The 20,346-nt window shown below is 69.6% G+C and carries 21 protein-coding genes and 1 tRNA gene; 9 read left to right on the top strand and 13 right to left on the bottom strand.

The genetic code is table 11. The annotated features are described in order from the left end of the window. Positions 1-27 precede the first annotated feature (27 nt). A complete protein-coding gene (locus F1C10_RS13815) occupies positions 28-1,968 on the bottom strand; it encodes a prolyl oligopeptidase family serine peptidase (RefSeq protein ID WP_185207021.1) in 1,941 nt (646 codons plus the stop codon). Positions 1,969-2,099: 131 nt separating this feature from the next. Between F1C10_RS13815 and pabB the strand changes: the two genes are divergently transcribed. From pabB to msrA, 4 genes are all read left to right on the top strand, one after another. After that, positions 2,100-3,878, top strand: a complete 1,779-nt coding sequence (pabB, locus tag F1C10_RS13810) for an aminodeoxychorismate synthase component I (protein WP_185207019.1) — start codon at positions 2,100-2,102, stop codon at positions 3,876-3,878. Between the two features lie 27 nt (positions 3,879-3,905). Then, a complete protein-coding gene (locus F1C10_RS13805) occupies positions 3,906-5,105 on the top strand; it encodes a pyridoxal phosphate-dependent aminotransferase (RefSeq protein WP_185207017.1) in 1,200 nt (399 codons plus the stop codon). 215 nt (positions 5,106-5,320) lie between these two features. Beyond that, on the top strand, positions 5,321-5,467 hold the full coding sequence (locus F1C10_RS13800; RefSeq protein WP_179187081.1) for a hypothetical protein: 147 nt from the start codon (positions 5,321-5,323) through the stop codon (positions 5,465-5,467). 64 nt (positions 5,468-5,531) lie between these two features. After that, complete coding sequence (msrA, locus tag F1C10_RS13795; RefSeq protein WP_185207016.1) at positions 5,532-6,185, top strand: peptide-methionine (S)-S-oxide reductase MsrA; 654 nt, start codon at positions 5,532-5,534, stop codon at positions 6,183-6,185. Here the strand turns inward: msrA and F1C10_RS13790 are convergent. The 8 genes from F1C10_RS13790 to F1C10_RS13755 form a co-directional block, all read right to left on the bottom strand. After that, positions 6,154-6,390 (bottom strand): Trm112 family protein, encoded by a 237-nt coding sequence (locus F1C10_RS13790; RefSeq protein WP_185207014.1) that lies wholly within the window; start codon positions 6,388-6,390, stop codon positions 6,154-6,156. The genes msrA and F1C10_RS13790 overlap by 32 nt on opposite strands. Beyond that, on the bottom strand, positions 6,387-7,004 hold the full coding sequence (locus tag F1C10_RS13785; RefSeq protein ID WP_185207012.1) for an LON peptidase substrate-binding domain-containing protein: 618 nt from the start codon (positions 7,002-7,004) through the stop codon (positions 6,387-6,389). Before F1C10_RS13785 ends, F1C10_RS13790 begins: the two co-directional genes overlap by 4 nt. Continuing rightward, entirely contained in the window at positions 7,001-7,897 is an 897-nt protein-coding gene (locus F1C10_RS13780) for a tetratricopeptide repeat protein (RefSeq protein WP_185210257.1), read from the bottom strand. The genes F1C10_RS13785 and F1C10_RS13780 overlap by 4 nt, the downstream gene beginning before the upstream one ends. Before the next feature lie 97 nt (positions 7,898-7,994). Then, positions 7,995-8,840, bottom strand: coding sequence for a TorF family putative porin (locus F1C10_RS13775; protein ID WP_185207010.1), 846 nt, complete (start codon positions 8,838-8,840; stop codon positions 7,995-7,997). Between the two features lie 159 nt (positions 8,841-8,999). Continuing rightward, positions 9,000-10,532 carry a SulP family inorganic anion transporter gene (locus F1C10_RS13770; RefSeq protein ID WP_185207008.1) on the bottom strand — a complete coding sequence of 511 codons (1,533 nt, stop codon included), beginning with the start codon at positions 10,530-10,532 and terminating at the stop codon, positions 9,000-9,002. Then, a complete protein-coding gene (locus F1C10_RS13765) occupies positions 10,529-11,227 on the bottom strand; it encodes a carbonic anhydrase (protein WP_185207006.1) in 699 nt (232 codons plus the stop codon). Before F1C10_RS13765 ends, F1C10_RS13770 begins: the two co-directional genes overlap by 4 nt. 88 nt (positions 11,228-11,315) lie before the next feature. After that, complete coding sequence (locus F1C10_RS13760; RefSeq protein ID WP_258042931.1) at positions 11,316-12,653, bottom strand: ATP-binding protein; 1,338 nt, start codon at positions 12,651-12,653, stop codon at positions 11,316-11,318. Beyond that, the gene (locus F1C10_RS13755; RefSeq protein ID WP_085808427.1) at positions 12,650-13,360 is read right to left on the bottom strand and encodes a response regulator transcription factor; all 711 of its coding nucleotides are present in this window, start codon (positions 13,358-13,360) and stop codon (positions 12,650-12,652) included. Before F1C10_RS13755 ends, F1C10_RS13760 begins: the two co-directional genes overlap by 4 nt. 201 nt (positions 13,361-13,561) lie before the next feature. On the opposite strand from F1C10_RS13755, the gene F1C10_RS13750 reads away from it, so the two are divergent. Then, positions 13,562-13,636, top strand: a tRNA-Gly gene (locus tag F1C10_RS13750). 165 nt (positions 13,637-13,801) lie between these two features. Here the strand turns inward: F1C10_RS13750 and F1C10_RS13745 are convergent. Further along, the gene (locus tag F1C10_RS13745; protein ID WP_185207004.1) at positions 13,802-14,179 is read right to left on the bottom strand and encodes a hypothetical protein; all 378 of its coding nucleotides are present in this window, start codon (positions 14,177-14,179) and stop codon (positions 13,802-13,804) included. A 220-nt stretch (positions 14,180-14,399) separates the two neighbouring features. Here F1C10_RS13745 and F1C10_RS13740 point away from each other — a divergent pair, with 220 nt between their 5' ends. Then, positions 14,400-15,194, top strand: a complete 795-nt coding sequence (locus F1C10_RS13740; RefSeq protein ID WP_185207002.1) for a DUF72 domain-containing protein — start codon at positions 14,400-14,402, stop codon at positions 15,192-15,194. Between the two features lie 28 nt (positions 15,195-15,222). Here F1C10_RS13740 and F1C10_RS13735 read toward each other — a convergent pair whose 3' ends face one another. From F1C10_RS13735 to hemC, 3 genes are read right to left on the bottom strand one after another with little or no spacing between them, the layout of a single operon-like run. Then, positions 15,223-16,128 (bottom strand): hypothetical protein, encoded by a 906-nt coding sequence (locus tag F1C10_RS13735; protein WP_185207000.1) that lies wholly within the window; start codon positions 16,126-16,128, stop codon positions 15,223-15,225. Between the two features lie 24 nt (positions 16,129-16,152). Then, on the bottom strand, positions 16,153-16,821 hold the full coding sequence (locus tag F1C10_RS13730; protein ID WP_185206998.1) for a uroporphyrinogen-III synthase: 669 nt from the start codon (positions 16,819-16,821) through the stop codon (positions 16,153-16,155). Continuing rightward, on the bottom strand, positions 16,818-17,663 hold the full coding sequence (hemC, locus tag F1C10_RS13725) for a hydroxymethylbilane synthase (RefSeq protein WP_374939384.1): 846 nt from the start codon (positions 17,661-17,663) through the stop codon (positions 16,818-16,820). The genes F1C10_RS13730 and hemC overlap by 4 nt, the downstream gene beginning before the upstream one ends. Positions 17,664-17,791: 128 nt before the next feature. Between hemC and tsaD the strand changes: the two genes are divergently transcribed. From tsaD to F1C10_RS13710, 3 genes are read left to right on the top strand one after another with little or no spacing between them, the layout of a single operon-like run. Beyond that, entirely contained in the window at positions 17,792-18,817 is a 1,026-nt protein-coding gene (gene tsaD / locus F1C10_RS13720) for a tRNA (adenosine(37)-N6)-threonylcarbamoyltransferase complex transferase subunit TsaD (protein ID WP_185210255.1), read from the top strand. Positions 18,818-18,830: 13 nt separating this feature from the next. Then, positions 18,831-19,826: an NAD(P)H-dependent glycerol-3-phosphate dehydrogenase gene (locus tag F1C10_RS13715; RefSeq protein WP_185206995.1), complete on the top strand. Its 996-nt coding sequence runs from the start codon at positions 18,831-18,833 to the stop codon at positions 19,824-19,826. Next, positions 19,823-20,344: a DUF1697 domain-containing protein gene (locus F1C10_RS13710; protein WP_185206993.1), complete on the top strand. Its 522-nt coding sequence runs from the start codon at positions 19,823-19,825 to the stop codon at positions 20,342-20,344. Before F1C10_RS13715 ends, F1C10_RS13710 begins: the two co-directional genes overlap by 4 nt. Positions 20,345-20,346: the final 2 nt, after the last annotated feature.

Raw genomic sequence — 20,346 nt, 5'->3', positions numbered from 1 at the left:
CGCGCAGCGCGGGTTCGCTCGTCGTCGTCACTGCGCCTTCCCTCCCAGCAGATATTGCTGCCAGAAGGTCAGCACCGCGAGCGTCGAATAGTCGCGGTTCTCCTTCTTGGCATAGCCATGGCCCTCGTCGGCGGCGACGATGTGCCACGCCGTGCCGCCGTTGCGGCGCACCGCCGCGACCAGCTGATCGGCCTCCGACTTGGGCACGCGCGGATCGTTCGCGCCGGTGACGACGAGCAGCGGGATCTTGATCTCGTCGACGCGCGTCATCGGCGAGATCGCGATCAGCTTCGCCTTCTGCGCGGGATCGCGCTCGTCGCCATATTCGACGCGGCGCAGGTCACGGCGATAGCTCTGCGTATTTTCGAGGAACGTCACGAAATTGGAGATCGCCACGGTGCACTGCGCGCCTTTCAATCGCGCGCCGTAGCGGATCGCCGAGGCGTAGCACATATAGCCGCCGTAGCTGCCGCCCTGCACGCCGACGCGGCCCGCATCGATCCGCGGATCCGCGGCGAAGCGATCGAGGAAGGCGCCGATGTCCTGCACCGAATCCTCGCGCTTGAACGGCCCGTTGTCGAGCGCGATGAAGCGTTTGCCGAACCCCGACGAGCCGCGGACGTTGGGGTAGAACAGCGCGATGCCGAGCTCGTTGAGATAGTAATTGGCGGCGCCGCGATAGCTCGGTCGCGTCTGCCCTTCGGGCCCGCCGTGGATGTCGATCAGCAGCGGCCGCTTACCGGGGAATTTCCGCGCATCTGGGCGATAGAGAAACCCCGTCACCGCCTCGCCGTCGAAGCTCTTCACCGTGACGAGTTCGGGCGTGACGTTCTTCGCCGTATCGAGCCCGCCGGTCTCGCTCTCGGTCCAGCGCGTCACCGCCAGCGTCGCCGGATCGACGACGAAGGCGTCACCCGGCGTGCCCGCGCTGCTCACCGTCACCGCGATCGCCCCCCACGGCGCGATGCTGATTCCGCCGACGACACCCTGCGGCAGCCCCGTCACGTCGCGCGACCGGCCTGTCCTGGGGTCGAGCAGCTTGAGCCTGCCGATGCCCGCCTCGTTGGTGGCATAGGCGATGAAGCGGCCGTCGTCGGCGATGTCGAACTCGTCGACGTCCCACTTGCCCGGCGGCGTGACCGCGCGGAACGCGCCGGTCCTGGTATCGAGCGTGCCGAGCCGCTGAACGTCCGACCCCTCGTCGCTCGTCACCCACAAGGTACCGTCGGGCGCGTATCGCGCGCCGCCCCACGCCACCTGCGCCTTGGGATCGGTCAGCGGGGTCAGTCTGCCGGTCGCCAGATCGAGCATGTGGAGGTTCGATTTCTGGACCGAGAGATACTCGCCGACCACTGCCGTCCGGCCGTCGGGCGCGAAGTCGGCGATGCCCCACCCGCCGCCCTTCACCTGCGCGACCAGCCGATCGGTCTTGGGATCGCGCGGGTCGACGACGTAGAGGTCGCTGTCGGCGCCGTTACGCCGCGTCGAGGAATAGCCGACCAGCCGGCCGTCGTGGCTCCACGCGTTGAACTCGTTGCGGCTCTTGCCGTCGGTGATGAGGGTGAGACGCCCGTCCTTCAGCGTGTACAGCTGGAAGAACTCGCCGCCGCCGGTATCCTTCTGTACGAGCAGCACGTCGCCCGACTTGGAAAAGGCGGCGGTGCCGATCCGATCGGTCTCGAAGGTGATCTGGCGCCGCATCGCAAGCGGGCTGGCGACGGTATGCAGCTGCGCGACATTGGCGAAGCGGGTCGAGATGAGCAGCGACCGGTCGACCGGGTTCCAATCGACCGCGCCCGCCGACCGCGCCTCGAGATACGGCCGCAGCTTTTCGGCCAGCGTCGCGGGTATCGCGGGTACGCCGTCCGCGGTGATCGCCGCGGGCTTCGCGACCTGCGCGGCCGCCGGGGCGATGGCGCCGAGCGAGGAGAACCCGAGGGCGGCGATGGCGGTGGCTGATCGAAGCATGACACCTGCTAGCGTGCCGAGCCGCCGTGCCGCAAGCCGGTGCATGCCGCCGCCGTCTCAAGAGTAAATGGCCGGCGGCGCTACGGACGCGCAGCCTTGCCGCGCGCGGTGGTGAAGGGCATGGCACGACGATGGCCATCGCGCTTCCCGCCGCGCCCTTCGTGCTGCTCGACGACGCTCGGCCCGGCGGCGCAGCGGCGCGGCTGTATACCCGGCCGGCGGCGATCATCACCGCGCACAGCACGGCAGAGGTTCGCCCGGCGCTTGCGGCAGCCCGCGCTGCGATCCGCGATGGGCGCGAGGTCGCGGGGCTCCTGTCGTACGATGCTGGCGCCGCGTTCGAGTTGAGGGCCGCGACACCGCACAAGGCACCAACGCCGCTTGTCTGGTTCGGCGTGTTCGACGGGCACGCGGCGGTGAGCGACGTGGCCGCGCTGCTCCCCGATCCGGCGGGGGCACGGATCACGCCGCCGATCCCCGACGTGACGCGAGCCGACTATGACGCGATGCTGGCGCAGGTCAGCGAGCTGATCCGCGCGGGCGACATCTACCAGGCCAATCTCACCTTTCGTGCCGCGGTGCCGTTCCTCGGCGATCCGCTGGCGCTCTACGCCGCGGTGCGCGGGCGCGCGTCTGCCGGCTGGGGCGGCATCGTCGCGACCGGCGAGGAGACGCTGCTCTCCTTCTCGCCCGAGCTGTTTTTCCAGCTCGCCGGCACCGCGCTCGTCTGCCGGCCGATGAAGGGGACCGCCAGGCGCGAGCCGGACCCGGCGCAGGATGTTGCCGCCGCCGCAGCGCTGGCGGCGGACGAGAAGCAGCGCGCCGAGAACCTGATGATCGTCGACCTGATGCGCAACGATCTGTCGCGCGTCGCGGTGGCGGGGAGCGTCGCGGTCCCCAAGCTGTTCGAGGTCGAGCACTTTCCAACCGTGCATCAGATGACCTCCACCGTCACGGCCGAGCTTGCGGCGGGCAAGGACGCGATCGACGTGCTGGAAGCGCTGTTCCCGTGCGGATCGATCACCGGGGCGCCGAAGGTACGCGCGATGCAGGTGATCGGAGGCGTCGAGCAGGGCCCGCGGGGGGCTTATACGGGATCGATCGGGTATCTTGCGAAGGACGAGGCGCAGTTCAACGTCGCGATCCGTACGCTGCTGATACGCCCCGGTGAGCAGCGCGCGGCGCTGGGGCTAGGCGGCGGGATCGTTGCCGACAGCCAGCCCGATGCCGAGTGGGACGAGGCGCTGGCGAAGGGCGCGTTCCTGACGCACGGCCAGCACGATCCCGACCTGATCGAGACGATGCGCTTCGATCCCGCCGAGGGCCTCCTGCTCCTCGAGCGCCACCTGGCGCGGATGCGCGACAGTGCCGCGGCGCTCGGCTACCGCTTCGACCGGCACGATGCGCGCAACGAATTGCAGGCGGCGACCTTTCGGCTGCGACATCCCGCGCGCGTTCGCCTGCTCGCCGCGCGCGCCGGCGGGATCGCGATCGAGGTCGCGCCGCTGCCGGCAGTTCGCGAGGCGGCGCTTCGCACGGCGATCGTCCCGCTGCCGGTGGCGACGCACGATCATCGCTTGCGCCACAAGACGAGCGACCGCGCCTTCTACGACGCCGCGCGGCGGGCGTCGGGGATGGACGAGGTGGTGTTCGTCGATCCCGACGGCTTCGTCACCGAGGGAAGTTTCACCAACGTCTTCGTCGCGCGCGATGGCCGGTTGCTGACCCCGCCGCTACGTCGCGGGCTGTTGCCCGGCGTGCTGCGCGCCGAACTGATCGAGACCGGCCGCTCGGTCGAGCATGATCTGTGCGCAGCCGATCTCGCAGCCGGCTTCCTCCTCGGCAATGCGCTGCGTGGCCTGATGTCGGCGATTGTTGCGGTTGCGAGATCGGACGCCGCATCGCTATAGCCGCGGCGCCCAACAGGAGCCGCCCCGATGAAGACCTCCGCCGCGCTCGATCGCATCAGCCCATCGCCGACGCTCGCGATCACCACCAAGGTGCAGGAGCTGAAGCGCGCCGGCGTCGACGTCATTGGCCTTGGCGCGGGCGAGCCCGATTTCGACACGCCCGATTTCGTCAAGGAAGCCGCGATCGAGGCGATCCGCCGTGGGCAGACCAAGTACACCAACGTCGACGGCACGCCCGAACTGAAGGACGCGATCGTCGCCAAGTTCCGGCGCGACAATTCGCTCGATTATTCGCCGGCACAGATCAGCGTCAACGTCGGCGGCAAGCACACGCTGTTCAACGCACTCGTCGCCACGGTTGAGGCGGGCGACGAGGTAATCGTGCCGGCGCCCTATTGGGTGAGCTATCCCGACGTGGTGCAGTTCGCCGGCGGCACGCCGGTCGTCGTCGCCGCAGGGCCGGAACAGGGCTACAAGCTGACGCCGGCGACGCTCGAGGCGGCGATCACGCCGCGCACGAAATGGCTGATCCTTAATTCGCCGTCGAACCCGACCGGCGCCGCCTATACCGCCGCCGAGCTGAAGGCGCTTGGTGAGGTGCTCGAACGGCATCCGCACGTGTGGATCTTCGCCGACGATATGTACGAGCATATCGTCTATGACGACTTCCGCTTCGCGACGATCGCCGAGGTCTGCCCCGCGCTCTACGAGCGCACGCTGACGGTGAACGGCTGCTCCAAGGCCTATGCCATGACGGGGTGGCGGATCGGCTTCGCCGGCGGCGCGCCGTGGCTGATCAAGGCAATGGCGAAGCTTCAGTCGCAGTCGACCAGCAACCCCTGCTCGATCGCGCAGGCCGCCGCGACCGCCGCACTCAACGGCGACCAGTCGTTCCTCGCCGAGCGCAACGCCGCGTTCAAGACGCGCCGCGATCTCGTCGTGTCGATGCTGAATGACACCCCGGGCATCACCTGCCCGACCCCCGAAGGCGCGTTCTACGTCTATCCCGAAGTATCGGGGCTGATCGGCAAGACCACGCCCGGCGGCAAGCGGATCGATACCGACAGCGACTTCGTCGGTTACCTGTTGGAGGACGCACGCGTCGCCGCGGTGCAGGGCGTCGCCTTCGGCTTGTCGCCCGCGATGCGGATCAGCTACGCGACCGGTGAAGACATCCTGCGTGAGGCATGCAAACGCATCCAGCAGGCCTGCGCCGCGCTGAAATAGCTCGGACGGTTCAGCAACGGGCGGCATACAGCGCCGCCCGTGATCGCGCCTCCTCGGCGTGCCATCGCGGAAACGATTGCTTTCCACCTTCGGCCTATGGTGGCCCCGCGTGCGTCGCTAGATCGACAACCTACGATGAACGGCGCGCCAAGATGCCGTTCAGCAGCGGGCGACTATTCGGGTCGCTCAGATCAACGAGAACAAGAGCAAGCCCGATGACCCGTATCCTCAAGTCCAGCTTCCTTTGGCAGTTCGCCGGTGGTTTCGTACTCGGCGGGATCGGGTTGTTCACACTGGTGCCGCAGACCGATCCGGTTACCGGCGCACCGATCGACGCCGCCGCGGCGGTCCAGCCGCGCTGAGTGATCGGCCTCGACGCTTTCGCCGGGCCTTTCCGTCGCATCGTCCGCATCCCAGGTTGACGGCATGCGCAAGTTCCTGATCCCCGCCAGTGTCGTAGCAATCGCCGCCGCGACGCTTGCCGTCCCCGCCCCTGCCGAGCGCGCCGTGGTGATCCCGGCGGCGCGTCAGGACGTGCCCGCCACCCCGGGCATGCAGACCGCGGTGTTCGCCGGCGGCTGCTTCTGGGGCATGGAGGCGGTGTTCGAGCGCGTGAAGGGCGTACGCGCCGTCACCTCGGGCTACGCCGGCGGGGATCGCGCCACCGCCAATTACGCCGCCGTCTCGACCGAGCGGACGCGGCACGCCGAGGCCGTGCGGGTCGTCTACGATCCGCGGCAGGTGAGTTACGCCACGCTGCTGCGCGTCTATTTCTCGATCGCGCATGATCCGACGCAGCTCAACCGGCAGGGCCCCGACACGGGTCCGAGCTATCGCTCGGCGATCTTTCCGCAGACGCCGCAGCAGCGTGCCGTCGCGGCTGCCTATATCGCGCAGCTACAGCGCACCGGCGCCTATCAGCGCCCGATCGTGACCAGGCTGGAGAGCGGCGCCTTCTTCCCCGCCGAGCCGAGCCACCAGCAGTTCTTCGATCGTAACCCGACGCACCCCTATATCGTCGCGTGGGACAAGCCCAAGGTTGCGGCGTTCAAGGCTGCGTTTCCGACGCTGGCGCGCTGACCGCGTCATCGGGGCCGAGGCGGCGCGCCACCTCTACCAGCATCACCGGCACGCCGTCGCGGATCGGATAGGCGAGGCCGGCGGCTGTGGAGACAAGCTCGCACGCCGCTTCGTCTAACCGCAGCGGCGTGCGCGTCAGCGGGCAGACCAAACGTTCGAGCAGCCACGGATCGATCGTGGCGCGCCCCGTTCCTGTCGCGCTCACTGCAGCGTCACGCGATCATCGCCATCGTGCCGGCCAAAGAATTGCATCAACTGGACGATCAGGTCGGCGCGCGTGGCAATACCGTCCGCCTCGAGCAGCGCCTGCTTCGCCGCGACGTCGAACGGCGCGATCTGCGCGATGCCGTTGACGAGACTCTGATCGTCGAGCCGCGACACCGCCTCCCAATCGACCGCATAGCCCTGCCGATCGGCGAAACGCCGCGCCTCGACCTCGAGCGACGCGCGCGCGCCGAGCGACAGCGTTTCCTCCGCCGGTGCCGGCAGCAGTTCGGCCTCGACCTGGCGGAATTGCGTCGCCACTTCGAGCTCGCGGATGAGGCGGAACAGCGACACGCCTTCGAGCACGAGGTTCGAGCGACCGTCGTCGAGCATCTCGATCTCCGCGATCCGCCCGACACAGCCGATGTCGTAGAGCGCGGGGGGCGCGTCGCTGCCGCGCTCGGCCGCCCGCGGCTGGATCATCGCCACGCGCCGGTCGCGCGCCATCGCGTCGGAGACGAGCGCGCGATACCGCGGCTCGAAGATGTGCAGCGGCAGGTGCATGCCGGGAAACAGCAGCGCGCCGGGAAGCGGGAAGATCGAGAGCCGTGTCATCCGAACAGGATCGCGGACAGGCGCCGGCGCTGCGCCGACACCCATGGATCCTCGAGCCCGACGACTTCGAACAGCTTGAGCAGCTGCTGGCGGGCGGCGCCGTCGTTCCAGTCGCGCTCGGCCGCGGTGATGGCGAGGAAGCCGTCCGCGGCAGCGTCGCGATTGCCGGCTGCCATCTCGACATTGGCGAGATCGAACCGCGCCTGCAGATCGTCGGGGTTCGCGGCCGCGGCAGCGCGCAGCGGCGCGAGATCATCGACCGCTGGCGCCGAGCGGGCGAGCGCGAGCGCCGCGCGCGCGCGGTCGAGCTCGGGCCGCTTCGCCACCTCGTCGGGCAGCGCGGCGAGCAGCGCATCGGCGGCGTCATGGTCGCCGACCGCGATCAGGGCGCGGACGCGGCCGGACAGGACAGCGGGATGCTCGGGCGCCATTTCGGCAAGCTGATCGAACACGGACAGCGCGCGCTCGGCATCGCCTTCGGCCAGCACGTCCTCGCCCATCGCGATCAGCGGTTCGAGCTCGGCCTCCTGAGACTGCGCCTCGCCGGTGATCGGCAGCTGGCGCAGCAGCTGATCGAGCGTCGCGCGCAGCTGCGATTCGGTGCGCGCATTGGTCAGATCGGCGACAAGCTGACCCTGGAACATCGCATAGACCGTCGGGATCGAGCGGATCTGGAATTGCGCGGCGATGAACTGATTCTTGTCGGTATCGATCTTCGCCAGGATCACGCCCTTGTCGGCGTATTCGGCGGCGACCTTCTCGAGCAGCGGGGTCAGCGCCTTGCACGGCCCGCACCATTCCGCCCAGAAATCGATGATGACCAGGCTGGTCATCGACGGTTCGACCACGTCCTTGCGGAACGCCTGAACGGCGTCCTTTTCCGCGGCACTCATTCCCAGCGTAGCCAAGGGCTGCTCCCGATAGATGGATCAGCCCCTTATGTGGTGACGGACCGGGGGAAGCAAACCCCCGGCCCGCGCGCCCGCGTCGTCAGAACGCGGCGGTGATCGAGAAGACGACCTGCGAATCGGCGATCGATCCCGTGCCGTCCTGCCCTTTGCTGAAGCTGGGCTGGAGGTACGCGCTCTCGCGGCGGCTGATGTCGGTATCGGTATAGGCGATGCCGAGCGTCAGCGGCGTGTTGGGGATCGCGAAGTCGGCGCCCACCAGCCAGTCGATATACTCGCCGGTCGGCGCGACGCTGGTCGCGAACGGGCCGAGGCCCGAATTGCCGTTGGAGAAGCCGATATGCCCCTTCAGCGTCAGCGGCGTGCTGGGGATCGCGGCGGCACCGTCGACCCAGACGTAGAGGTTGTCGTTCTTGTCGCCCGGATCGTCGTACACGCCGTTCGCCGCCGAGGTACCGTTGAAATACCACGCGCCCAGCGCTTCCTGCTTGGGGGCGTAGGCGAGGCCGACCGTCAGGCTGGCGGGACCGGCGGTGCCCGATACCTTGACGTACGGCTCGATAAAGTCGGTGTTGTTGAAGCCGCCGGGATACATGTACCAGGTCGCGCCGACGTCGATGGTTAGATCGTCGACCGTCGTCTTGTAGCCGGCGATCAGGTCGAGCTCCATATTCGAGCCGCCGAACGTGCCCCAGCCGGCGAGGTTCGAGCCCCAGGTGCCGATATAGACGCCGCTCTCGTGCGCAATGGTAAGACCGCCTTGGACGGCGAGGTTCTCGTCGCTCTGCGATACGCCGCGGAAGCGATAGTCGGAGACGAGGCCGACGCTGCCGCTGACGGTGATCGGCTTGGGCGGATCGGCGTCCTGCGCGGTAGCGGGAAGGGCAAGCGCTGCTAGGACAGCGGCGGGGAGATACTTGAAGATCATCATGGAACCTCCTGTTGGCAGAGGCTCCTCCTGCTTCCGATCCGCCCGCGCTCCTCCTTCCCGTAGGAAGCGGTCGCGGGCTGGCCGGCTGACTACTACCCTATCGCAGCATTACATCTTGATTGTTGCTGAACCGTATCAAAACGTTTCCCAGTCCTCTCATGCGCCGAGTGTGGCGATCCGGCCACGCTGACCGCGAAGCTCGACCGGCGTGCCGGCGGCCTTGCGGCGCTGAAACCAGTCGCGCAGCAGTTCCGCCGTGGTGTGGTCGACCGCGTCGAGCTTCGACACGTCGAGCCGCACCGGCGCGCCCGACGGCACGCGATCGAGCGTCGCCGACAGCTTGGGCAGCGTGACGAACGTCGCCGCGCCGTCGAGCGAGATCGCGTGCGCCTCACCGTCGCGCTGCTCGAACACCTTGAGCCGCAGGCGGCGCAGGTTCGGGATCAGCTCGAGCACCGTCAGCCCGATCCCGACGAGCACGCCGGTCAGCAGATCGGTCGCGACGACCATGAACAGCGTCGCCGCCCAGATCGCGACGGGCATCAGCCCATAGTCGCGATAGAGGTGCTGCGCGTGCTTGACGCTGACCAGCCGCCAGCCGGTGACGACCAGCACCGCGCCGAGCGCCGCCATCGGGATCGTGCGCAGCAGCCAGGGCAGCAGCGCGACGAAGCCGAGGATCCACACGCCGTGCATCATCGCCGACGCGCGCGTGATCGCGCCTGCCTGAACGTTGGCGGAGGAGCGGACGATCACGCCCGTCATCGGCAGCGATCCGGCGAATCCGCACAGCAGATTGCCGACGCCCTGTGCGCGCAATTCCTTGTTGTAGTCCGTACGCACGCCATCGTGCATCTTGTCGACCGCCGCCGCCGACAGCAGCGTTTCGGCCGAGGCGATGAAGGCGATCGCGAGCGCGGCGGCGATGATACTGGGATCGAGGAAGCGCGACAGGAAGCCGGCTTCCGGCGGGGTGATCGCGCCGATGATCGAAGCGGGCACGGCGACCTTGGCAACGTCGAACCCGAACAGTGCCGACACGACAGTCGCGGTGACGACACCGACGAGCGCAGGGGGCACGAGCTTGAGCGCGGCCGGGCGGAACTTCTCCCACGCCAGCATCGTGCCGATCGTGACCAGCGCCAGCACGAAGGCGAGCTCGGTCGCCTGGATGTTGCCGAACGACAGACCGAGCAGCCGGCCGGGCATTTCCGCGAGATTTTCCGGCCCCGACGAGAATGGCTTCTCGTCGAACAGGACGTGGAACTGGCCGACGACGATCAGCACGCCGATGCCTGCGAGCATGCCGTGCACCACCGCCGGACTGATCGCGCGGAACCATCCGCCGAGCTTGAAGATACCGGCCACGACCTGGATCGCGCCGGCGAGGATGAGGATCGGCCCGAGTGCAGACAGGCCCTTGTCACGTACGAGCTCGAATACGATCACGGCGAGACCCGCAGCGGGCCCCGACACCTGCAGCGGTGAGCCAGCAAGCGCACCGACGACGATGCCGCCGATGATACCGGTAATGAGGCCCTTCTCAGGCGCCACACCCGAGGCGACCGCGATGCCCATGCACAGCGGCATCGCGACGAGAAACACGACGATCGAGGCGGTGAAATCCCGCCCGAAGAATTTCAGGGATGGAATGGAGACGCCAGCGCGCTCGACCGTCGCGTGTTTCATTCGGCTGCTTCCTGATAGGAGAAGTCGGCGGCAAGGCGCTTCGCCGCGGGCTGCGCGACGGGCAGCGGGCGATCGCCGCGCACCACTTCGAAGCGGTTGGTCTCGCCGTTGAGCGCGAGCATCTGGCCGTTGTGGATATCGACGAACCAGCCGTGCAGCGCGATCTCGCCGCGCGCGATGCCGGTGGCGACCGACGGGTGCGTGCGCAGGTGCGCGAGCTGCGCGACGACGTTTTCCAGGCTGACGGCGCGGACCCGGTCACCGTCCTCAAGATCGGGATAGCTCGAATCGACCACCTGGCGCGCGGCGGTGCCATGACGCAGCCACGCGACGACGTTGGGCATTGCCTCTAGCTTCGCGGGATCGCCCGCAAGGCCCTTCATCGCGCCGCAGTCGGAATGGCCGCACACGATGATGTCGCGGATGCCGAGCACCATCACGGCATATTCGACCGTCGAGGTGACGCCGCCGTTCTGCGTCGCATAGGGCGGCACGATGTTGCCGGCGTTACGGCAGACGAACAGGTCACCCGGCCGTGCCTGCAAAATCTGCTCGGGCACGATGCGCGAATCGGCGCAGCCGATGATGAGCGCCTTCGGGCTCTGACCGTTGGTGGCAAGGTTCGAGTAGAGCGCACGGCTGTCCTCGAACACCTTCGTCTCGAAATCGAAGACGCGGCCGATAACTTCGTTCACAGGGGCTGCTCCTAAAACATATGGACCAGCCTATTTACCGCCCGCGCGTTGCTGTCGGTGGGCGGCCGTGTGATGTTTTGTGTCGCTGTTACGTTGTGTTTCTGGGCGCGACGTAGCGGGTGATCGGCAGCGTCACGCACGCTTCCAGCCCGCCGGCGGAGCGGTTGCGCAGGGTAAGCCGGCCGGCCTCCGCCTCGATCGCCTGGACGACGATCGGAAGGCCGAGACCGAAGCCGACGGTGTTGCGGCCGCGCGCGGGATCGAGCCGAACGAAAGGTTCGAGGACGTGCGCGAGCTCCGCCTCCGGAATGCCCGGCCCGTCGTCGCGCACGCAAACGGTAACCTCGCCGTCGCCCGGCACCAGCGCGACGGTGACGCGATCGCCATAGTGCAGCGCATTGTCGACGAGGTTGGTAAGCGCGCGCTTCACCGCCAATCGCCGCACGCGCAGTTCGAAATGGTCGGGCCCCTCGTACGTCGCCTCGCGCCCGCGATCCTGCGCATCGTCGACCAGCGTCGCGCACATCACCGCCAGATCGATCGAGGTCGGCGATTCGGGATCGGCATCGCCGCCGAGGAACGCGAGCAGCGAGGCGATCATCGCCTCCATCTCCGACACGTCGTTGCCGATCGCCTGGCGCGTCTCGCGGCTGTCGATCGCTTCCGTGCGCAGCCGCAGTCGTGCGAGCGGGGTGCGCAGATCGTGGCCGACCGCGGCGAGCGCCTGCGTCCGCGCGTCGATCAGCGCGCCGATACGCTGTTGCATGCGGTTGAACGCGGCGACCACGCGGCGCACTTCGCCCGGCCCGTCTTCCGGCACCGAGCCGACCGGATCGCGCCCGACGCGGTCGGCGGCGGCGGCGAGCCGGCGCAGCGGCAGCAGCGTGCGGCGGATCATCAGCCCGCCGAGCACCATCAGCGCGATCGCCGGCACCAGCGCGAGGACGATCCGCTCGACCGCGAAATCGAGCTTGGCGACTGCGGCCAAGGTGCGGAAGTGCAACCAGCTGCCGTCGCGCAGCCGCAGCGCGCCGCGCAGCTTCGAGCTGCGTCCGGGCGAGATCAGTCGCAACCGCAGGTCGCCGGTGCGCAGGCTCGGCTCCCAATCGACGATCTGCTGCCGCGTCGCATCGAGCGCGGGATCGAGCGCGAGCGGCAGATCGGCGATGCCGTCCCAATGCACCTCGTAGCGATCGGTGGTGAGCTCGGCCGCCATCGCCGGGCGCTGCACCGGCGCGCGTTCCTCGAGCAGGCGGCGGCTGATGACGAGATGCTCGGCCAGCCGGCGCGCCTCGTCGTCGCGAACGGAGAATTCGCTCGCGCGCTCGTACATCAGCGTCGACACGCCGAATTCGATCACCATCGTCAGCAGCAGGATCGCGACGACCTGCCCAAGCAGGCCGACGGAGGGCAGCAGCCGCCTCAAACGCGCTCGACGGGAACGTTGAGCATGTAGCCGACGCCGCGCACCGTGACGATCGGCGCCTGTTCGCCCGCGCTCGACAGCTTGCGGCGCAGCCGGCTGACGAGGACGTCGATCGAGCGATCCGAACTGTCACCCAGCCGAGTGCGCGACAGTTCGATCAACCGCTCGCGCGCGATCACGCGCTGCGCGTGATCGGCGAGGACGACGAGAAGGTCGAACTCGGCGCCGGTCAGATCGACGGCGGCGCCGGTCGGCGAGGTCAGCTCGCGGCGCGGCAGGTTCACCGTCCAGCCCTCGAACTTGAGCACGCCCTGGTCGCCCTCGCCCGAGCGGCGATCGAGCGCGGGGCGGCGAAGCACCGCACGCACGCGCGCAACCAGCTCGCGCACGCCGAACGGCTTGGCGATATAATCGTCCGCGCCGAGCTCCAGCCCGACGACGCGATCGGTCTCGCTCGATCGCGCCGACATGAAAATGATCGGCACGTCGCTCTTCTGGCGCAGCGAACGACACAGATCGATCCCGCTGGTGCCCGGCAGCATGATGTCGAGCAGCACGAGGTCGACCGGCCCCGAATCGAGCGCGAGCCACATTTCGGGGGCGGCGGAGGCGGGACGGACGGCAAAGCCGTTTTCCTGAAGTGCGCGTGCGGTGAGCATGCGCAGCGCAGGATCGTCCTCCACGAGAAGGATGGTTGGGGCAGTCATGCGCCGCGCGGCGTAGGCTGTAAGGCCCGCTTCGGTCAATCTCGCGGGCAATTTGGATCAACCACGTGGCCGGGGCGATGCGGCCGAGCGCGGTACTTCGACGATTGCCGCACAATTGGGCTTGCGGGGGTGAAAAGCCGCTGCTAGTGGCCGCGCCTCACCCAGCCCCGGCGCTTCGCTGCCGGGACTTACGGCGCCAGAGCGGGCGTAGCTCAGGGGTAGAGCACAACCTTGCCAAGGTTGGGGTCGAGGGTTCGAATCCCTTCGCCCGCTCCAGTTTCTTCAGCATGATAGCGTTATCGCAAAGGCTCGGTTTCGACCGGGCCAGCGCGGTCTGCCGCGCTTTATCATGGTCGGTCGATTGGCGTCGACCAACGGCATCAGCCTGGACGCCGCGCAGAGCGGATCGGACGGCGACCGGCCGCCCGACCCGATCGGCACTTACTTCTTGCGCGCGCGCTTCGGCGCGGCGGCCGCGGCGACATCCTCTTCCTCGTCGGGCTGCTCCTCGCCCGCCTCGGTCAATGCCTCGCCCAGCGCCTTCAGCTTGTCCTGCGACTTGTCTGCGCGATCGGCGATCTTGGTCGTCGCCTCGCCGAGGCGATGCAGCAGCGCATGGACGCGATCGGCGTCGGGCGTGTCCTTCTCGAGCTGCTTGCGTAGCGAACCCAGATCACGAAGGATGCCTTTTGCACCCGGCGTATCGATGTCTGCCAGCGCGGCTTCCCAATCCTCGACCATGTCGACGCCCTTGGTCGCCTTGGTCTCGTCGAGGCCGCGATTGATCGCGTTCATCGTGCCGGCATATTTCACTGCCATCGAACCTGTCCTTTCGCCTTGGGATCAATCCCGCGAGGCGAACGAAGCGTGGTGACGATGGGTCCTGCCGTGCCTGCGGCAATGATACAAATCTTGATCAAGTGCCGATCTCCATCAGGTGCCGGTCTCTATCGGTGCCGGTCTGCGTCGGTCGCGCCGATCGATCACGCGCACCGCCCTGCACCTGCCGCCGCGATGCGCAGCCTGCTACATGCGCCACATGACACAGGCACCGATTCGCGTCGGCATCGGCGGCTGGACCTTTGAGCCATGGCGCGGCAGCTTCTTCCCCGAAAAATGGCCGGTGAAGCGCGAGCTCGAATATGCCAGCCGGCAGGTGACCGCGATCGAGGTGAACGGCACCTACTACAGCGGGTTCAAGCCGGCGACGTTCGCGGGCTGGGCGAAGACCGCGCCCGACGGCTTCGTCTTCACGCTGAAGGCGTCGCGCTATTGCACCAACCGCAAGGTCCTCGCCGAAGGTGGCGAATCGGTGCAGCGCTTCGTCTCGCAGGGGATCGTCGAGCTCGGCGAGAAGCTCGGGCCGATCCTGTGGCAGTTCATGGCGACGAAGAAGTTCGAGCCCGACGACTTCGCGGCATTCCTCGCGCTGCTGCCCGCGAAGCACGAGGGGGTGGCGCTGCGTCACGCCGTCCACGTGCGCCACGCGAGCTTCGCCGATCCGGCGTTCGTCGCGCTGTGCCGGGCGGCGGGCGTGGCGATCGTCTACGCCGATTCGCGCGACCATCCGGCGATCGCCGACGTGTCGGGCGACTTCGTCTACGCGCGGCTTGAAGATGCGGTCGAGGATGAGCCGACGGGCTATGCGCCGGCCGCGCTCGATCGGTGGGCCGACGCTGCGCGCTGCTGGGCCGGCGGGGGCCAGCCGACGGGGCTGCCCTATGTTGCCGACGCGCCGGCGGAGAGCCCGCGCGAGACGTTCGTGTTCTTCATCAACGGCGCCAAGGTGCGCGCGCCGCACGGTGCGATCGCGCTGCTCGACCGGCTGCGGTAGCGGCGGCGTACGGCGCGTGTCCGCAACGTCAACCCACCGGTTGTTCCAGCGGCAAGGCGGCGGGATCGACGGGCGGCGGCGCGGACGCTGGAAGCGCCGGGCGCGCGGCGGAGGGGATCGTGCCGACGATCGCGGCGGTCTCGAGTGTGTCGAGCGCGCGGCGCGCCTCGACGTAGCGCTGCGCCGCAGCGGTCCAATTGGTCGCACGGTCGGCACCCGGCAAGCGGCCGATCTCCTCCAGCGCGGGTTCGACCTGCCCCGCATCGAGCATGCGGCGCGCGCGCGCCAGGCGGTCGGAGGGTAGCGGCGACGGCGTGTTTGCCTCGTGCAGCACGATCAGCGTGCGCAGCTCGCGCAGTAGCCCGTCGAACCAGTCGCCCGGTCCGGGATTGAGCAGGATCGAGGCGTTGCTGTCGAGCGCCTGGCGCAGCGCCTCGATCGTTACCGGATCGCGACCAGCCTGGATCACCGTCACCACCGCGCGCTGCTGCGTCGCACCGAAGCGCGTGCGAAGCTGTTCCTCGAGATAGCCGAGCGGCGTGCCGCGCTCGATCGCGCGGCGCGCGGCAAAGGCGACGAGGATCGCCTCGGCCTGGCCCGCGCGGTCGGCAGCCCCGGCCACATCGACGCTGATCGCCGCGGTGCGTGCCTCCAGCGCGGCAAGCTGCGCCGCAAGTGCGCTCTCGCGGGCCGCAAGCGTCGTGGTGGCGGCGTTCGGCAGCGTGGCAGGCGGTGATCCGGCGGCAGGCGCGGTCTCGGCGGCGGGGCTCGGTTGCGCCGCGGGCGCCGCGCCGTCGCGCCACCAGCCCTTGCCGTCGCGCACCGCCGACCACATCAGCGCGATTCCGATCGCGAAGGCGAACACGATCAGCAGAACCAGAAGGCTGACGCGCGATCGGCGGGGGGCGGCGTTGGGCGTCGCGGCATCGTCCATCGCGGCCTTATCCCCGCGCCTGGCCTAGCGGTCAATCGCGCGCGTCGCGGCAGCGGCGACCAGCGCGGCATCGTCGGGCGTTGCGGCGACGACCACGTCGCGCCAGCCAGTGCCGGCGGCGGCGGCAACCTTCGCACTCAGTGCCGCGACCGTAACGTCAGCCGGATCGACCCCCGCGCTGTCGAGCAACGCGCGGAACCGCTCGGCGGCGCGGCTGGAATGGAGCAGCGCGATCGCACCGCGCGCCGCGGCTACCGCACCCGGCGGATGATCGATCGCGACCGTCGTATAGACCGCCACGTCGACGATGCCGGCGAGCGGGGTCGGCCGATCCGCCGTCAAGCGAAGGATGCGATGATAGCCGCGCGTCTGCGCAAGGCGCAGCGCCGCGGCGCCATCGGTGCTGCCCGTCGCGACCACCGTCAGCCCTGCCGCCCGCGCCGCTTCGGCCGTCGCCGTGCCGACCGCGATCACCGGCAGGTCCCGCAGCGCCGCGAGCCCGTCGCCGGCGTGGCGCACCGCGTTGGCGCTGGTCAGCAGCAGCGCGTCGAACCGCCCCGGCGGGGGCGACCAGGCCATCGGCGCGATGGCGAACAGCGGCAGCAGGATCGGTCGCAGCCCCGCCGCATGCACGCGCGCCGCGGTGACGGCAGCGCCGGGGGCGGGCCGCAGCACCAGCAGCCGGCGGCTCACCCCTCGAACAGGCGGCGGATCGCGGGCGGCGCGCGGCCGAGCAGCGTCTCGGCGAGCTGTGTCCCCACCGCGACGCCGTCGCTCCCCGTCAGAAAGGCGGTGACGTGATCCTCACCGTCCTCGCCGAGCAGCTCGGCGCGCAGGGTGATGCCGTCCGCGCCCTGCGTCGCCAGCGCCGCGACCGGCGAGTGGCACGTCGCGCCGAGCCGCGCGAGAAAGGCGCGTTCCGCCATCACGCACGCCCGTGTTGCGGCGCAGTCGATCGCGGCGACCAGCGCGCGCGCCGGACCGTCGGCACGCGTCTCGATGCCAACGGCGCCCTGCGCTGGCGCCGGCAGCATATCGTCGATCGCCAGCGCAACGCCAGTATCGTGGCGGCCGAGCCGATCGAGCCCGGCAGCGGCGAGCAGCGTCGCATCGACCTCGCCCGTCGCGAGCTTGCCGAGCCGCGTGTCGACGTTGCCGCGGAACAGCACGATCTGAAGGTCGGGGCGTTGATGGAGGAGCTGCGCGCGCCGGCGCGGCGAGCTGGTGCCGACCACCGCGCCGTGGCGAAGCGCGTCCACCGACGCGGCGCCGACCAGCCGATCGCGCACATCAGCGCGCGGCAGCAGCGCGGCGATCGCGATCGCATCGGGGCGGATCGTCTCGACGTCCTTCATCGAGTGGACGCACGCGTCCACCTCGCCCGCGAGCAGCGCGCGGTCGAGCTCCTTGGTCCACAGCGCCTTGCCGCCGATTTCGGCCAGCGCGCGATCCTGCACCCGGTCCCCCGTCGTTCGGATCACGACGATCTCGACGTCGGCCCAGCCGTGCGCGGCGATCAGCGCATCGCGCACCATGCCGGCCTGCGTCAGCGCGAGCGGCGAGCCGCGCGTTCCCAATTTGAATATCTCGCTCACAACGCCCCGCCCTATCGGCCGCCGCGCGCGCTTCGACAAGCTGCGGGTGACGCGATAAGGCCATGCCGATGATCATCCTCGGCCTCGAATCCTCGTGCGACGAAACCGCGGCGGCGCTGGTGACCGGCGACCGGCAGGTGCTGGCTCACCGCCTCGCCGGACAGGAAGCGGCGCACCGGCCGTACGGCGGCGTCGTGCCCGAGATCGCGGCGCGTGCGCACGTCGAGGCGCTCGAGCCGCTCGTCGCTGCGGCGCTCGACGATGCCGGGCTGACGCTCGCCGACGTCGACGCGGTCGCGGCGACCGCCGGCCCGGGGCTCATCGGCGGGGTGATGGTGGGGCTCGTCACCGGCAAGGCGCTGGCGCACGCCGCGGGCAAGCCGCTGATCGCGGTCAACCACCTCGAAGGCCACGCGCTGAGCCCGCGATTGAGCGATCCCGACCTCGATTTTCCCTATCTGCTGCTGCTCGTCTCCGGCGGGCATTGCCAGTTGCTGCTGGTCGAAGGGGTCGATCGCTATCGCCGGCTGGCGACGACGATCGACGATGCGGCAGGTGAGGCGTTCGACAAGACGGCCAAGCTGCTGGGGCTCGGCTTCCCCGGCGGGCCGGCGGTGGAGCAGGCGGCGCTGCGCGGCGATCCCGCCGCCGTGCCGCTGCCGCGCCCGCTGCTGCGTTCGCCCGAGCCGCATTTCTCCTTCGCGGGGCTCAAGGCGGCGGTCGCGCGCGTCGTCGGCGACTATTCGGCGGACGATATCGCGGCATCGTTTCAGGCGGCGGTGGTCGATTGCCTCCTCGATCGCACGAGCCGCGCGATCGCCCGCGCACCGGGCGCGACCGCGCTGGTCGTGGCGGGCGGCGTCGCGGCGAACGGCGCGGTGCGCTGCGCGTTGTCGGCGCTCGCCGCGGCGAACGGGCTGCGCTTCGTAGCGCCGCCCTTGTGGCTGTGCACCGACAATGCCGCGATGATCGCCTGGGCAGGGGCCGAACGCTTCGCCGCCGGGCTGACCGACCCGCTCGACGTCGCCGCGCGCCCGCGCTGGCCGCTCGATCCGACGGCGGAGGCGGTGCGCGGCGCCGGCGTCAAGGCGTGAGGGGCAACGAGGCATGAAGCTCGGCGTGATCGGTGGCGGCGCCTGGGGGACGGCGCTCGCCCAAGTGGCGGCGCGAGTCGCGGACACCGGCGACGTAGCGGGCGGCGAAGTGCTGCTGTGGGCGCGCGAGGCGGACGTCGTCGCCGCGATCAACGATCGCCATGAAAACATCGTCTTCCTGCCGGGCGTGCCGCTGTCGCAAGCAATTCGTGCGACCAGCGCGCTGGACGATCTGGCGGGGTGCGACGCTCTGCTCGTCGTCGCGCCGACACAACACGTCGGCGCCGTCCTGGCGCAACTGCCCGCCAGTGAGACGCCGCTGGTGCTGTGCGCCAAGGGGATCGAGGCGGGCACGCGGCGGCTGGTGAGCGAGGTCGCGCAGGCGGCGCACCCGCGTGCGCCGATCGCGGTGCTGTCGGGGCCGACCTTCGCGCACGAGGTCGCCGCCGGCCTCCCGACGGCGGTGACGCTGGCGTGCGCCGACTCAGCGCTGCAGGCGCGGCTCGCGGCGCGGCTCGCGAGCCCGGCGTTCCGGCCTTATGCCTCAAGCGACGTCGTCGGCGCGGAGATCGGCGGCGCGGTGAAGAACGTGCTCGCGATCGCGTGCGGCGTCGTCGAGGGTGCGGGGCTGGGACAGAACGCGCGCGCGGCGCTGATCGCGCGCGGCTTTGCCGAGATGACGCGGTTCGGCATCGCCCGCGGCGCGCGGCCCGAGACACTGGCAGGACTGTCGGGGCTCGGTGATCTGGTGCTGACCTGCTCGTCGACGAGCAGCCGCAACTTCTCGCTCGGCCTGGGGCTCGGGCGCGGCGGACGCGCGGCGGACCTTCTCGCCGATCGCCGGACGGTGGCGGAGGGGGCGTTCACCGCGCCGGTGCTGGCGGAAGCGGCACAGGAGGTCGGGATCGACATGCCGATCACCGCCGCGGTCTGCCGGCTGCTCGACGGGGCGCCGGCGCGCGACGTGATCGAGGCGCTGCTCGCGCGGCCGCTGCGCGAGGAGGCGTGACGCGCTGGGCGGCGCTGCCGCGCGCGATCAATGCGGGCAAGACGCTCAAGATGGCCGATCTGCGCGCCTTCCTGATCGCGGAAGGGATGCGCGACGTGGTGACGCTGCTCGCGTCGGGCAATGCGGTGTTCGAGTGCGACGAGAGCGACGCAGAGGCGATCGAGGATCGGCTCGCGGCGGCGGCACGCGACCGGCTGTCGCTCGACACCGACTGGTTCGTGCGCAGCCACGACGAACTTGTCGCGATCGCCGCGGCGAACCCGTTCCCCGATGCGAGCGCGGCGCGGCCCAACCTGCTGATGGTGTTGTTCTTCCACGATCCCGTCGATCCCGCGCGCCTGCCGCGTGATCACGGCGGGCCAGAGCGGCTCCACGCGGTGGGCCGCGATCTGTTCGTCGACTATGCCGGCGGGGTCGGGCGATCAAAGCTGGAGCCGGCGATGCGCCGCGCCAAGCTGCCCCCGGCGACGGCACGCAATTGGAACACGCTGCTGAAGCTGGTCGCCGCGACCGCCTGACC

The organism is Sphingomonas sp. NBWT7 (assembly GCF_014217605.1).
In the GTDB taxonomy this organism is placed as follows: Bacteria; Pseudomonadota; Alphaproteobacteria; order Sphingomonadales; family Sphingomonadaceae; genus Sphingomonas.
Note: the sequence above shows the minus strand (reverse complement) of the source record. Positions and strands in the feature narration are given on the sequence as shown.